Source organism: Pseudomonas sp. PDM16 (assembly GCF_014851865.1).
GTDB lineage: Bacteria > Pseudomonadota > Gammaproteobacteria > Pseudomonadales > Pseudomonadaceae > Aquipseudomonas.
The window spans coordinates 413,628-427,708 of the sequence record NZ_JACVAM010000005.1 but is presented as its reverse complement, the minus strand read 5'-3'; the positions used below and the strand labels follow the sequence as shown (position 1 = coordinate 427,708).

At 63.0% G+C, this 14,081-nt stretch carries 10 protein-coding genes; all 10 read right to left on the bottom strand.

Going from position 1 to position 14,081, the window contains the following annotated elements:
* Positions 1 to 20: 20 nt before the first annotated feature.
* Positions 21 to 884: an alpha/beta hydrolase gene (locus IB234_RS19165; RefSeq protein WP_192320898.1), complete on the bottom strand. Its 864-nt coding sequence runs from the start codon at positions 882 to 884 to the stop codon at positions 21 to 23.
* Complete coding sequence (locus IB234_RS19160; RefSeq protein WP_021699804.1) at positions 881 to 1,699, bottom strand: alpha/beta fold hydrolase; 819 nt, start codon at positions 1,697 to 1,699, stop codon at positions 881 to 883. The genes IB234_RS19165 and IB234_RS19160 overlap by 4 nt, the downstream gene beginning before the upstream one ends.
* 156 nt (positions 1,700 to 1,855) lie before the next feature.
* The gene (brnQ, locus tag IB234_RS19155) at positions 1,856 to 3,169 is read right to left on the bottom strand and encodes a branched-chain amino acid transport system II carrier protein (RefSeq protein ID WP_192320896.1); all 1,314 of its coding nucleotides are present in this window, start codon (positions 3,167 to 3,169) and stop codon (positions 1,856 to 1,858) included.
* Between the two features lie 286 nt (positions 3,170 to 3,455).
* Positions 3,456 to 4,343 (bottom strand): succinate--CoA ligase subunit alpha, encoded by an 888-nt coding sequence (gene sucD / locus IB234_RS19150; RefSeq protein ID WP_021699802.1) that lies wholly within the window; start codon positions 4,341 to 4,343, stop codon positions 3,456 to 3,458.
* Positions 4,343 to 5,509 (bottom strand): ADP-forming succinate--CoA ligase subunit beta, encoded by a 1,167-nt coding sequence (gene sucC / locus IB234_RS19145; protein WP_192320894.1) that lies wholly within the window; start codon positions 5,507 to 5,509, stop codon positions 4,343 to 4,345. Before sucC ends, sucD begins: the two co-directional genes overlap by 1 nt.
* Before the next feature lie 188 nt (positions 5,510 to 5,697).
* Entirely contained in the window at positions 5,698 to 7,134 is a 1,437-nt protein-coding gene (gene lpdA / locus IB234_RS19140) for a dihydrolipoyl dehydrogenase (RefSeq protein WP_192320892.1), read from the bottom strand.
* A 69-nt stretch (positions 7,135 to 7,203) separates the two neighbouring features.
* A complete protein-coding gene (gene odhB / locus IB234_RS19135) occupies positions 7,204 to 8,424 on the bottom strand; it encodes a 2-oxoglutarate dehydrogenase complex dihydrolipoyllysine-residue succinyltransferase (protein ID WP_192320890.1) in 1,221 nt (406 codons plus the stop codon).
* 73 nt (positions 8,425 to 8,497) lie between these two features.
* The gene (locus IB234_RS19130) at positions 8,498 to 11,329 is read right to left on the bottom strand and encodes a 2-oxoglutarate dehydrogenase E1 component (RefSeq protein WP_192320888.1); all 2,832 of its coding nucleotides are present in this window, start codon (positions 11,327 to 11,329) and stop codon (positions 8,498 to 8,500) included.
* 245 nt (positions 11,330 to 11,574) lie between these two features.
* Positions 11,575 to 12,294 carry a succinate dehydrogenase iron-sulfur subunit gene (locus IB234_RS19125; protein ID WP_192320886.1) on the bottom strand — a complete coding sequence of 240 codons (720 nt, stop codon included), beginning with the start codon at positions 12,292 to 12,294 and terminating at the stop codon, positions 11,575 to 11,577.
* 11 nt (positions 12,295 to 12,305) lie between these two features.
* Complete coding sequence (sdhA, locus tag IB234_RS19120) at positions 12,306 to 14,081, bottom strand: succinate dehydrogenase flavoprotein subunit (RefSeq protein ID WP_192320884.1); 1,776 nt, start codon at positions 14,079 to 14,081, stop codon at positions 12,306 to 12,308.

Genomic DNA, 14,081 nt, shown 5'->3' with positions numbered 1-14,081 from the left:
CGGCAGTTGCCGGGGCCGCGTCAAGCGCGGCGGAAGAATGGATTGAAACAGTCTGCAACCTGCTGTGCGCCGGCCTCGTCGTTGAGATGCAGGTGATGGCCACCAGGCAGCACGTGAGCCTCGAACGAGGTACCGGCAACCAGCGCCTGCAGGCGCGGCTCGACGTTCATCTGCCCACCCTCGGCGAGGACCAGGCTGACCGGGCACTGCACAGCATGGATGAACTGCTCGACATGGGCGAAGGTCAGGCGCATCACCGACGGCAGGGTCAGGCGGATATCGGTGCGCCAGGTGTAACCACCCGGCACCGGTTCCAGGCCACGCTGGGCCAGCAGCTCGGCAGCCTCGCGGCTGACCGCGACAACGCCACGCATGCGTGCCTGCACGGCCGTATCCAGGTCCGGGTAGACCGGTTTCTGCTTGTCACGTACCGCCAGGCGCGCGCGCAGCGCCTCACCCAGGCGCTTGGGCGCGCTGTCGGCCTCGGCCGTGTAGGGCACCAGGCCGTCGATCAGCGCCAGACGTTCGATCCGCTCCGGCACCGCAGCCGCCAGCAAGGTGGAGATGATGCCGCCGAGGGAATGACCGAGCAGGGAAAAGCGCTGCCAGCCGAGCTGTTCGGCCACCAGCAGCACGTCCTCCAGATACTCCCACATGCTGTAGCTGGAGTTGCCGGCGTAGTGCCCGGAATGGCCATGGCCGGGGAAATCCAGGGCAACGATGCGTAGCCCTTCCAGCTTCGGCGCCAGGCGGGCGAAGGTCATGGCATTGTCCAGCCAGCCATGCAGGGCAATGACCGGCATGCCATCTTCCGGACCGAACAGATGTGCCGCCAGTTCCACGTGTGGCAGGCTGAAACGGGTTTCTTCCACCTTGAACGTCATGCCGAGTGCTCCTTGCCCTGCCCCTGCCAGCGACCGAACAGCTCACGCAGCAGATGGGCCGTATCCTGCGGACGCTCCAGCGGAAACATGTGGCCACCGGGCAGGCTCAGATACTCACCCTTGGGCACACGACTGACCTGCCGTGCATGATGCGGCAACACCACCTTGCTGTGCCGGCCACGCACCACGGCGAGTGGTACGGCCAGTTGTTGTGGCCGGCCCGGCACGGTATGCGGCACGCTGCGGTAGATGCTGATCTCGGTGGCCGGATCGAAGCGCAGGCGCAGACGCCTCTCCTGCCCCTGGCCCTCCTCGCGCAAGCCATGACGCACGTAGGCGTCCAGGCATTCGGGGTCGAAACGGCTGAACAGCGTCTTGCCGGCGAAATAGTCACGCGCCTCGCGAACGTCACCGAATGCCTCGCGACGCCCGACCGTTCGGCCCGCCGGGGTGATCCGGTCGATAAAGCCGAAGCGCTTGGCGGCGCGGATCACCAGGCGGTCGACACCGGTGAGCAGCGGCGAGTCGAGCATCACCACACCGCGATACAGCTCGGGGCGACGCAGCGCCGCGTGGTAATGCAGCACGCCGCCGAGCGAATGGCCGACACCCCAGACCGGCTCGCTACCCTGCTCCACGTGCAGGATCAGCTCGTCCACCAGGTTGTTCCAGTTGTCGTCCACCGGGAAGCGCGGGTCATGACCGTGCTGTTCCAGGTGCCGTATCCGGTAATCCGGCTCCAGCGCACTGAACAGCTTGCCGTAGGTGGCCGAGGGGAAGCCATTGGCATGGGCGAAGAAAATGGTTTGCGACATGGCGAGCGGACTGCTGAAAGATTCCCGCAGATTGTCCGGCACGTCAGGTTGGGCGGCAATCGGCAGAAGGTGCCAGATGCGCCAAAGAACAGGTGCAGCGCGCCAAAAGGCGCGTTGCAGAGGCTCCGGGGCCGCCTTGCACGGCCCCGAACCAAATCACGCGGTCTGAATCGCCGGCGCGCCGCGCAGCCGGTCGAAAACCACCGCGACCAGCAGGGTCAGCGCCACCGGCAGCAACCAGCCAAGGCCTTCGGCAGCCAGCGGCAGGTGGGCAAACACGCCCGGCACCAGGCCCTTGAAACCGGCGGCATTGAACGCATCGACCAGGCCGAACACCAGCGTCACCGCCATCACCGGGACGAACACGCGCGGCGACGAGCGCCACAACCCGTCCAGCAGGCTCAGCGCGACCAGCACGATGGCCAGCGGATAGAGACCGACCAGCACCGGCACCGACACGCTGATCAGCTGGGTCAGGCCCTGGTTGGCCACCAGCAGGCTGAACACACCGAAGGTCAGCACCACGGCGCGATAGGACACCGGCAGCAGCTTGCTGAAGTACTCGCCACAGGCGGTCAGCAGCCCCACCGCCGTGGTAAGGCAGGCCAGGGTGATGACCACCGCCAGCAGCAGGCTGCCGTAGACGCCGAAGGTGTGCTCGACGTAGGTGGTGAGGATCTGCACGCCGTTCTGCGCATCACCGGCGATGCCCTGGCTGGTGGCACCGAGGTAGAACAGCGCCAGATAGACCAGCGACAGGCCAATCGCGGCGATGATGCCGGCGATCACCGAATAGCGGGTAATCAGTGCACTGTCACGCACGCCACGATCCTTGATCGCGGTGGCGATGACGATGCCGAATACCAGTGCGCCCAGGGTATCCATGGTCAGGTAGCCCTGCAGGAAACCCTGCACGAAAGGCATTGCCTCATAGGCCTCGGTGCTCTGGCCGATCTCGCCGGCCGGAGCCAGCAGGGCTGCGCCACCAAGCACCAGCAGCGCCGCCAGCAGCACCGGGGTGATGAACTTGCCGATGCTGTCGACCAGCTTGCCCGGATTCAGGGCGAGGAACAGCACGGCGGCAAAGTAGGCCAGCGTGTACAGGCCCAGCGCCAGCGGCTCGTTGCCGGCAAAAGGCGCCACGCCCATTTCGAAGGACACCACGGCGGTACGCGGGGTGGCGAACAGCGGGCCGATGGCCAGGTACACGGCCACCGCCAGCAGCGTGCCGGCACGCCGACCGAGCGGTGCGGTCAGTTCGGGCATGCCGCCACCGACACGCGCCAGCGCGACCACGGTAAGCAGCGGCAGGCCGACACCGGTGATCAGGAAACCGAACGCGGCGGACCAGACATTGGCTCCGGCGGCCATGCCGGCGCTGGGTGGGAAGATGATGTTACCGGCGCCCAGGAACAGGGCAAAAGTCATGAAGCCAAGGGCCAGGAGGTCGAGGCTTTTAAGGCGAGTCATAGCAGGAAGTACCACAGGCAGAAATTCATAGAAAACGGCAGGGTTTCCGCTGGATTGGGAAACGTCGCCGTCCGCGATTGGCGAACGACCACTAGACCCCGGCCCTACCCTTGTGGGGTGTGGCGGGAGATAGTTGCAATACTAACGATTTGTCCGACACACCGCTTCGAACGATGGTCGGCGCGTCGATTGGACAGAACAAAGTGTCGCCAGGACACAACTTTCTGACTGTCCGGGCAGAAATGAAAAGGCCGCCCGAAGGCGGCCTTTTCGTATCAAGTCAGCCTCAGGCCTTCTTGACTTCCCAACCGGTCAGCTCGGCCAGGGCCTTGCCGATGTCGGCCAGGGAACGCACGGTTTTCACACCAGCGTCCTGCAGGGCGGCGAACTTCTCGTCCGCAGTGCCCTTGCCGCCGGAGATGATGGCACCGGCGTGGCCCATGCGCTTGCCGGGCGGTGCGGTGACACCAGCGATGTAGGACACCACCGGCTTGGTCACGTTGGCCTTGATGTAGGCTGCGGCTTCTTCTTCAGCGCTGCCGCCGATCTCACCGATCATGACGATCGCTTCGGTCTTCGGGTCTTCCTGGAACAGCTTCAGGATGTCGATGAAGTTGGAGCCCGGGATCGGGTCGCCACCGATGCCCACGCAGGTGGACTGGCCAAAGCCGGCGTCGGTGGTCTGCTTCACGGCTTCATAGGTCAGGGTGCCGGAACGCGACACGATGCCTACCTTGCCCGGCAGGTGGATGTGACCCGGCATGATGCCGATCTTGCACTCGCCGGGAGTGATCACGCCCGGGCAGTTCGGGCCGATCAGGCGTACGCCCAGCTCGTCGCACTTGACCTTGGCGTCCAGCATGTCGAGGGTCGGGATGCCTTCGGTGATGCACACGATCAGCTTGATGCCGCCGTTGGCCGCTTCCAGGATCGAGTCCTTGCAGAACGGAGCCGGAACGTAGATCACGGACGCATCGGCGCCGGTGGCTTCGACAGCTTCCTTGACGGTGTTGAACACCGGCAGGCCCAGGTGGGTGGTGCCACCCTTGCCCGGAGTCACGCCGCCAACCATCTTGGTGCCGTAGGCAATGGCTTGTTCGCTGTGGAAAGTACCCTGCGAGCCGGTGAAGCCCTGGCAGATGACTTTGGTGTCTTTATTGATCAGGACGCTCATTACTTGCCCTCCGCGGCTTTGACGACCTGCTGGGCAGCGTCGGTGAGGCTGGTAGCCGCGATGATGTTCAGACCGCTGTCGGCCAGGACCTTGGCGCCCAGCTCGGCATTGTTACCTTCCAGACGGACCACGACCGGCACTTTCACGCCGACTTCTTTCACGGCACCGATGATGCCTTCGGCGATCATGTCGCAGCGCACGATGCCGCCGAAGATGTTCACCAGTACGGCAGCGACGTTGCTGTCGGACAGGATGATCTTGAAGGCTTCGGTCACGCGCTCTTTGGTCGCGCCACCGCCGACGTCGAGGAAGTTGGCCGGCTTGCCGCCGTGCAGGTTGACGATGTCCATGGTGCCCATGGCCAGGCCAGCACCGTTGACCATGCAACCGATGTTGCCTTCCAGCGCGACGTAGTTCAGTTCCCACTTCTGCGCATGGGCTTCACGCGCGTCGTCCTGGGACGGGTCGTGCATGGCGCGCAGCTTGGGCTGACGGTACATGGCGTTGGAGTCGATGTTGATCTTGGCATCCAGGCAGTGCAGGTTGCCGTCCTTCTTGATCACCAGCGGGTTCACTTCCAGCAGGGCCAGGTCGTAGTCCTGGAACAGCTTGGCCAGGCCCACGAAGATGTGGGTGAACTGCTTGATCTGGTCGCCCTGCAGGCCCAGCTGGAAGGCCAGTTCGCGGCCCTGGTACGGCTGCGCACCGACCAGCGGGTCGATGGTGGCCTTGAGGATCTTCTCGGGAGTTTCGTGAGCGACTTTCTCGATGTCCACGCCACCTTCGGTGGAAGCCATGAACACGATACGGCGGCTGGAACGGTCGACAACGGCGCCGAGGTACAGCTCCTTGTCGATGTCGGTGCAGGACTCAACCAGGATCTTGCTGACCGGCTGACCGTTGGCGTCTGTCTGGTAGGTCACCAGACGCTTGCCCAGCCAGTTGGCGGCGAACGCCTTGGCGTCTTCCTTGTTCTTGACCAGCTTGACGCCGCCCGCTTTACCGCGGCCACCGGCGTGCACCTGCGCTTTGACAACCCACTCGCTGCCACCGATCTTTTCGCAGGCCGCAGCCGCTTCTTCCGGGGTGTCAACAGCGTAGCCAGTGGAAACCGGCAGGCCGTATTCAGCGAACAGCTGCTTACCCTGATACTCGTGAAGATTCATGCTTATCTACCGTTCTTCGTTTAGGTATTGCGCATTTCGGCGCTGCGCTCGAGGCGCCGCACCACCTGTGACTGCACTGGTTAGCAGTCCGACGGACATTCCTGCGACTGGTTCTCGCGAACCGCTACGGGCCGCCCGCCGTGGTTTTTCTGGTTTGGGCGCCCCGGATTTCGAGGCGCCGGCACGCATCAGCGCTTCTTGCGATTGGCGATGTGGATGGCGTGGCCATTCACCGCCAGGGCCGCTTCGTGAAGCGCTTCAGACAGGGTCGGGTGCGAGAACACCATCATGCCCAGGTCCTCGGAGCTGGTGCCGAATTCCATGCCGATGGCACCCTGCTGGACCAGCTCGGCGGCGCTCGGGCCGATCACATGCACACCCAGCACACGATCGGTCTTGGCATCGGCGATGACCTTGACCAGACCGGCGGTGTCGTTGGCAGCCATAGCGCGGCCGCTGGCAGCGAACGGGAAGGTACCGACGTTGATCTCGACACCCTCGGCCTTGAGCTGCTGCTCGGTCTTGCCAACCCAGGCGATTTCCGGGTGGGTGTAGATGACCGACGGGATCAGGTCGTAGTTCATCTGGGCTTTGTGGCCCTTGATGCGCTCGGCAACCATCACGCCCTCTTCCGACGCCTTGTGTGCGAGCATCGCACCACGTACCACGTCACCGATGGCGTAGACGCCCGGAACGCTGGTTTCGCACTGGTCGTTGACGAAGATGAAGCCACGCTCGTCCAGGGTCACGCCACTGTCGGCGGCCAGCAGGTCGGTGGTCACCGGGCGACGGCCAACAGCCACGATCAGCTTGTCGAAGGTCAGCTTCTGCTCGCCGGTGGCGTCGGTGAAGGTCACGGTGACCTGCTTCTTCTTCACTTCGCTGCCGGTAACGCGGGCGCCCAGACGGATGTCCAGCCCCTGCTTGCCGAGGATCTTCAGGGCTTCCTTGGAGATCTGTTCGTCGGCGGAAGCGAGGAACTTGTCCATGGCCTCCAGCACGGTCACTTCGGCGCCCAGGCGGGCCCAGACGGAGCCCAGCTCCAGACCGATGACGCCAGCGCCGATCACGCCCAGCTTCTTCGGCACAGCCTGGAATTCCAGGGCGCCAGTGGAGTCGACGATCACGTCCTGATCGACCGGTGCCGGCGGGATGTCGACCGGCTTGGAGCCGGAGGCGAGGATCACGTTCTCGGCTTCGACGATCTGGGTTTTGCCGTCCAGACCGGTGACTTCAACCTTCTTGCCAGCCAGCAGCTTGCCGTGGCCTTCCAGCAGGGTCACACCGTTGGACTTGAACAGGCCGGCGACGCCGCCAGTCAGGTTCTTGATGATGGTGTTCTTGCGCGCGACCATCTGCGGTACGTCGATGGTGACGCCCTTGGCCTCGATGCCGTGAATTTTGAAGCCTTCGTGGGCCTCATGGTACTTGTAGGAGCTGTCCAGCAGCGCCTTGGATGGAATGCAGCCGACGTTCAGGCAGGTACCGCCGAGGGCGACCTTGCCATCCTTGTCCTGGTACTTCTCGATGCAGGCGGTCTTCAGACCAAGTTGCGCGGCCTTGATGGCGGCCACATAGCCCCCTGGGCCAGCGCCAATCACTACCACGTCGAATTTCTGGGTCATAACTCATTCCTTCTCGAATAAAACCGGGTGGTTCCTTGTGGGAACCACCGCGTAGCACAGCAGCGGAAATCAGATATCCAGCAGCAGGCGAGCCGGGTCTTCCAGCAGATTCTTGATGGTCACTAGGAAGCTGACCGCTTCCTTGCCATCGATCAGGCGGTGATCGTAGGACAGCGCCAGGTACATCATCGGACGAATCACGACCTGGCCATTGATGGCCACCGGACGCTGGATGATGTTGTGCATGCCCAGGATCGCGGCCTGCGGCGGGTTGACGATCGGGGTCGACATCATCGAACCGAAGGTACCACCGTTGGTGATGGTGAAGGTGCCGCCGGTCATTTCTTCGATCGACAGCTTGCCGTCACGGGCCTTCTTGCCGAAGGTGGCGATGCCGTTTTCGACTTCGGCCAGGCTCATCAGCTCGGCGTTGCGCAGCACCGGAACCACCAGGCCACGGTCGCTGGATACGGCTACGCCGATGTCCTGGTAGCCGTGGTAGACGATGTCGTTGCCATCGATCGAGGCGTTGACAGCCGGGAAACGCTTCAGCGCCTCGACGGCTGCCTTGACGAAGAAGGACATGAAGCCCAGGCGCACGCCGTTGTGGGTCTTCTCGAACAGGTCCTTGTACTTCGAACGCAGCGCCATGACTTCATGCATGTCGACTTCGTTGAAGGTGGTCAGCATGGCCATGGTGGACTGGGCTTCGACCAGACGCTCGGCAACCTTGGCGCGCAGGCGGGTCATCGGCACGCGCTTCTCGACGCGGTCACCAGCGGCGAACACCGGAGCCTCGGCAGCCGGAGCGGCCGGCTTGGCGGCAGCGGCCGGAGCGGATTTCTTGGCGGCGACGGCAGCGACGGCGTCTTCCTTGGTCACGCGACCACCTTTGCCGGTACCGACGATGGAGTTCGGGTCGATACCGCCCTCTTCGGCGATCTTGCGTGCAGCTGGCGACAGGATAGCGTCGTCATCGCTGGCGGCAGCCGGAGCGGCAGCAGCGGCCGGGGCGGCGGCAGGAGCAGCGGCCGGGGCGGCAGCGGCTGCGCCCGGAGCACCGAGTTTGCCCAGCAGCTCGCCGGAGAGGACGGTGTCGCCCTCGTTCTTGACGATTTCGGCGAGAACGCCGTCGGCTTCGGCGAGGACTTCCATCACCACCTTGTCGGTTTCGATGTCGACGATCAGCTCATCGCGCTTGACCGCATCGCCCGGCTTCTTGTGCCAGGTAGCCACGGTGCCGTCGGCAACCGATTCCGGGAAGGTTGGGGCTTTGATCTCGATAGCCATTGTGTGTGTTTCCTTAAATTCGGTTTCTTCTTAGAGGCGGCGACCCGTGCCGCCGCCTCCGTGCGCGAAGGCGTTAAACAGTAAAGGCGTCGTTCAGCAGTTTTTCCTGCTGTTCGGCGTGCATCGAAGCGTAACCACAGGCCGGAGCGGCCGAGGCATCGCGGCCGGCGTACTGAAGGAACAGTTCCTTCTTGTGCGCGGAAGCGACACGACGCATGTGGTGCTGGCTGCAGTACCAGGCGCCCTGGTTCATCGGCTCTTCCTGACACCAGACGATGTGCTTGAGGTTCTTGTACGGCGCCAGAGCCTCGGTCAGATCGTCTTCCGGGAACGGATAGAGCTGCTCGATACGCACGATGGCGATGTCCTCGCGACCTTCCGCACGGCGCTTGGCCAGCAGGTCGTAGTACACCTTGCCGCTGCACAGCACGACGCGCTCGACCTTCTTCGGATCGATCGGATCGATCTCGGGGATGACGGTCTGGAACGAGCCTTCGGCCAGTTCTTCCAGAGTCGAGATGGCCAGCGGGTGGCGCAGCAGCGACTTCGGCGTCAGCACCACCAGCGGCTTGCGCAGCGGACGGATCACCTGGCGACGCAGCATGTGGTAGACCTGCGCCGGGGTGGTCGGCACGCAGACCTGCATGTTGTGCTCGGCGCACAGTTGCAGGTAGCGCTCCAGACGCGCGGAGCTGTGCTCCGGACCCTGGCCTTCATAGCCGTGCGGCAGCAGCATGGTCAGACCGCACAGACGGCCCCACTTGTGCTCGCCACTAGAGATGAACTGGTCGAACACCACCTGGGCGCCGTTGGCGAAGTCGCCGAACTGGGCTTCCCAGATCACCAGCGCGTTCGGCATGGTGGTCGAGTAGCCGTATTCGAACGCCAGTACCGCTTCTTCTGAGAGGAAGGAGTCGTACAGCTGGAAGCGCGGCTGACCTTCGTACAGGTTCTGCAGCGGCAGGTAGGTGGTCGCGTCCTTCTGGTTGTGCAGCGCCGCGTGGCGGTGCGAGAAGGTGCCGCGGCCAACGTCCTGGCCGGTCATGCGTACCGGGTGGCCTTCGAACAGCAGGGTCGCGTATGCCAGGTTCTCGGCATAGCCCCAGTTGATCGGCATGGCGCCGGCGGTCATCTTGGCGCGGTCTTCCAGTACCTTGGAGACCTGACGCTGGAGGACGAAGCCTTCCGGGATTTCCAGCAGTTTGCCGGCCAGATCCTGCAGGGTCTTCAGCTCGAAGCGGGTGTCGTGACGCGCGGTCCAGGCGTGGCCCAGGTAGGGTTTCCAGTCGACGAACAGTTCCTTGTTCGGCTCCTTGACCAGGCTCTTGACCACGTGCTGGCCGTTATCCAGCGCGCTGCGGTATTCCTCGATACGTGCCTTGACCGCGTCTTCGGCAACACGGCCGGACTGCACCAGACTCTCGGCATACAGCTCACGGGTGGTGCGCTGCTTGGCGATCTGCTGGTACATCAGCGGCTGGGTGCCGCTCGGCTCGTCGGCCTCGTTGTGGCCACGACGGCGGTAGCAGACCAGGTCGATGACCACGTCACGCTTGAACTGCATGCGGTAGTCGACGGCCAGCTGGGTGACGAACAGCACGGCTTCCGGGTCGTCGCCATTCACGTGCAGGATCGGCGCCTGGATCATCTTCGCCACGTCGGTCGCGTACTCGGTGGAGCGCGAGTCGTCGGCACGGCTGGTAGTGAAGCCAACCTGGTTGTTGATCACCAGGTGGATGGTGCCGCCCGTCTTGTAGGCACGGGTCTGCGACATCTGGAAGGTTTCCATGACCACGCCCTGACCGGCGAACGCCGCGTCACCGTGGATGGAAATCGGCAGCACCTTGTCGCCGGTCGCGTCTTGACGACGGTCCTGACGGGCGCGCACCGAACCCTCGACCACTGGGGAGACAATCTCCAGGTGCGAAGGGTTGAACGCCAGCGCCAGGTGCACTTCGCCACCCGAGGTCATGACGTTGGAGGAGAAGCCCTGGTGGTACTTCACGTCACCCGAGGACAGGCCTTCTACCTGCTTGCCTTCGAACTCGTCGAACAGGTCGCGCGGGTTCTTGCCGAAGGTGTTGACCAGTACGTTCAGACGGCCACGGTGGGCCATGCCGATGACGATTTCCTGGGTACCGTAGGAGCCGCAGCGCTGGATGATCTCGTCCAGCAGCGGAATCAGGCTCTCGCCGCCTTCCAGACCGAAACGCTTGGTGCCCGGGTACTTGGTGCCCAGGTACTTTTCCAGACCCTCGGCAGCGGTCAGACGCTCGAGCAGGTGACCCTGCACCTCGGGCGAATAGGCCGGACGGCCGCGCACGCTTTCCAGACGCTGCTGGAACCACTTGCGCTGCTCGGAATCGACGATGTGGGTGAACTCGGCGCCGATGGTGCGACAATATGTCTGCTGCAGTGCCTCGTGGATTTCTCGTAGAGTCGCCTCCTCCTTGCCGATGTAAAGCTCACCGGTACGGAAGGTGGTGTCGAGGTCGGCGTTAGTCAGCCCATAGTGGTGGACGGCCAAATCGGCCGGCACAACACGCTGCCACAGACCCAGCGGGTCAAGCGTGGCGGCCTGATGGCCACGCATGCGATATGCCTGGATCAGGCGCAGCACTTCCACCTGCTTCTTCTCATGCTCGCTGCTCACGCTCCCGGCGGAAACCGGTTGAGCACGGCGCTGGTTCTTGGCCAGCAGCACGAAATGATCGCGGACAGTGGAGTGTGAAACGTCGGTGGCGGCATTACCGTCAGTCGGCAGTTTCTGGAAGTAGGTGCGCCACTCTTCGGGCACAGCGTTGGGATCGTGCAGGTAGAGCTCATAGAGCTCTTCCACGTAGGCCGCGTTTCCACCAGATAGGTGGGCGCTGTCCCACATGCGCTGCATCACGCTTTCTTGCATGCTTGGTCACCCTCGGTAAGGGGACACCACCGGCGTAGAAGCCGTAGCTGAGCCATTCATAGTCCTAAAGCAGCGACCTGGTAAGCCACTACGGATCCCGCAGATAGTCCGGGTACCAGCCCGGATGCCCCTGCTGGTCGTCATTTTTCTTTCAAAATAAGAACCCTGGCTTTGTGAGCTGGGGCTCTGGCTTTACTGCGCCGGCGAATCACTCCGCCGACGCAGGCACAACGTGAAACGGTGTATCAGGTACCGCTTTGCAGCAACATGTTACGTACATGACCGATAGCCTTGGTCGGGTTCAAACCCTTCGGGCACACGTTCACGCAATTCATGATGCCGCGGCAGCGGAACACGCTGAACGGGTCATCCAGAGACGCCAGACGCTCGGCGGTCTTGGTGTCGCGGCTGTCGGCCAGGAAACGATAGGCCTGCAGCAGCGCAGCGGGACCGAGGAACTTGTCCGGGTTCCACCAGAAGGACGGGCAGCTGGTGGAGCAGCACGCGCACAGGATGCACTCGTACAGACCGTCCAGCTTCTCGCGCTCTTCCGGAGACTGCAGACGCTCGATGGCCGGCGACGGCGTATCGTTCTGCAGGTAAGGCTGCACCTTCTCGTACTGCTTGTAGAAGATGCTCATATCGACGACCAGGTCACGAATGACCGGCAGGCCAGGCAGCGGGCGAATTACCAGCTTGTTGCCCTTAACCACGGTGGAGATCGGCGTGACACAGGCCAGGCCGTTCTTGCCACTGATGTTCATGCCGTCAGAACCGCACACGCCTTCACGGCAAGAGCGACGGTAGGAGAAGCCTTCGTCCTGCTCCTTGATCAGGGCCAGCACGTCGAGAACCATCAGGTCCTTGCCGTCGATCTGAACCTGGAAGTCCTGCATGAACGGCGAGGAATCCTTTTCCGGGTTGTAGCGATAAACGCTGACTTGCAAAGTGTTACCAAGAGACATGGTGGCCACCCTTAATAAGTACGTACTTTGGGTTCGAACGCCGGAACAGTCTTCGGCGCGAAGTTGACGGCGCGTTTGGCAACACGCTTCTCACCCGGGAAGTACAGGGAGTGGCACAGCCAATCGGTATCATCGCGATCCTCGTAGTCTTCACGGGCATGCGCGCCACGGGACTCGGTACGGGTATCAGCAGCGATAGCAGTGGCCTCGGCCACTTCCAACAGGTTCTGCAACTCCAGCGCCTCGATGCGCGCGGTGTTGAAGGCCTGGCTCTTATCGGAGATCTTGACGTTGGCGATACGCTCGCGCAGATCGGCCAGTTGGGTAATGCCCTTCTTCATGTATTCGCCGGTACGGAATACACCAAAGTAGTTCTGCATGCAGGCCTGCAGCTCTTTACGCAGAGGAGCCACGTCTTCGCCGGTGCTGCGCTCGTTGACGCCGGACAGACGCTTGAGCGACTGCTCGATGTCGGTCTCGCTGGCACCACGAACTTCAACACCTTCTTTCAGCGCTTTTTCCAGGTGTAGACCAGCAGCACGGCCGAATACCACCAGGTCGAGCAGCGAGTTACCACCCAGACGGTTGGCACCGTGTACCGATACGCAAGCCACTTCACCTACAGCGAACAGACCTTCGATGATCTTGTCGTTACCGTTGGCATCCTGGGTAATGGCCTGGCCATGAATGTTGGTGGCAACGCCGCCCATCATGTAGTGGCAGGTCGGGATCACCGGAACCGGAGCGACAACCGGGTCAACATGGGCGAAGGTCTTCGACAGCTCACAGATGCCGGGCAGGCGGCTGTGCAGCACTTCTTCGCCGAGGTGATCGAGCTTCAGCAGTACGTGATCCTTGTCAGGGCCACAGCCGTTACCGGCGATGACTTCCTTGACCATGGAGCGAGCCACAACATCACGACCAGCGAGGTCTTTGGCGTTCGGAGCGTAACGCTCCATGAAGCGCTCGCCATGGGCGTTGATCAGGTAACCACCTTCACCACGGCAACCTTCGGTGACCAGTACACCAGCGCCGGCGATGCCGGTCGGATGGAACTGCCACATCTCGATGTCCTGCACCGGCACGCCGGCACGCAGGGCCATGCCCACGCCGTCGCCGGTGTTAATCAGGGCGTTGGTGGTCGAGGAGTAGATGCGACCGGCACCGCCGGTGGCCAGAACCACGGCCTTGGAGCGGATGTAGACGGTTTCGCCGGTCTCGATGCAGATGGCGATGACGCCGACTACCGCGCCGTCCTGGTTCTTCACCAGGTCAACGGCGTACCACTCGTTGAGGAACGAGGTGCCAGCCTTCAGGTTGGCCTGGTACAGGGTGTGCAACAGGGCGTGACCGGTACGGTCGGCCGCGGCGCAGGTACGGGCAGCCTGGACAGACGGATTATCCGGCCCCTTGGACTGGCCACCGAACGGACGCTGGTAGATGCGGCCTTGTTCGGTACGGGAGAACGGCAGCCCCATGTGCTCGAGCTCGAACACGGCTTCCGGGCCGACGGAACACATGTATTCGATCGCGTCCTGGTCACCGATGTAGTCGGAGCCCTTGACGGTGTCGTACATGTGCCAGCGCCAATCGTCGTTCGGGTCGGCCGACGCGATGGCGCAGGTGATGCCGCCCTGAGCAGAAACAGTGTGCGAACGGGTCGGAAAGACCTTGGTCACCACGGCGGTCTTGTGACCACCCTGTGCCAGTTGCAGTGCGGCACGCATGCCTGCACCACCGCCACCGACGATGATGGCGTCATAAGGAAGAGTACGAATACTAGACAT

Excerpts from the sequence above, each read along its gene's own strand:
- IB234_RS19165 (WP_192320898.1), bottom strand. The coding sequence starts at position 884 with ATGACGTTCAAGGTGGAAGAAACCCGTTTCAGCCTGCCACACGTGGAA.
- IB234_RS19160 (WP_021699804.1), bottom strand. The coding sequence starts at position 1,699 with ATGTCGCAAACCATTTTCTTCGCCCATGCCAATGGCTTCCCCTCGGCC.
- brnQ (WP_192320896.1), bottom strand. The coding sequence starts at position 3,169 with ATGACTCGCCTTAAAAGCCTCGACCTCCTGGCCCTTGGCTTCATGACT.
- sucD (WP_021699802.1), bottom strand. The coding sequence starts at position 4,343 with ATGAGCGTCCTGATCAATAAAGACACCAAAGTCATCTGCCAGGGCTTC.
- sucC (WP_192320894.1), bottom strand. The coding sequence starts at position 5,509 with ATGAATCTTCACGAGTATCAGGGTAAGCAGCTGTTCGCTGAATACGGC.
- lpdA (WP_192320892.1), bottom strand. The coding sequence starts at position 7,134 with ATGACCCAGAAATTCGACGTGGTAGTGATTGGCGCTGGCCCAGGGGGC.
- odhB (WP_192320890.1), bottom strand. The coding sequence starts at position 8,424 with ATGGCTATCGAGATCAAAGCCCCAACCTTCCCGGAATCGGTTGCCGAC.
- IB234_RS19130 (WP_192320888.1), bottom strand. The coding sequence starts at position 11,329 with ATGCAAGAAAGCGTGATGCAGCGCATGTGGGACAGCGCCCACCTATCT.
- IB234_RS19125 (WP_192320886.1), bottom strand. The coding sequence starts at position 12,294 with ATGTCTCTTGGTAACACTTTGCAAGTCAGCGTTTATCGCTACAACCCG.
- sdhA (WP_192320884.1), bottom strand. The coding sequence starts at position 14,081 with ATGTCTAGTATTCGTACTCTTCCTTATGACGCCATCATCGTCGGTGGC.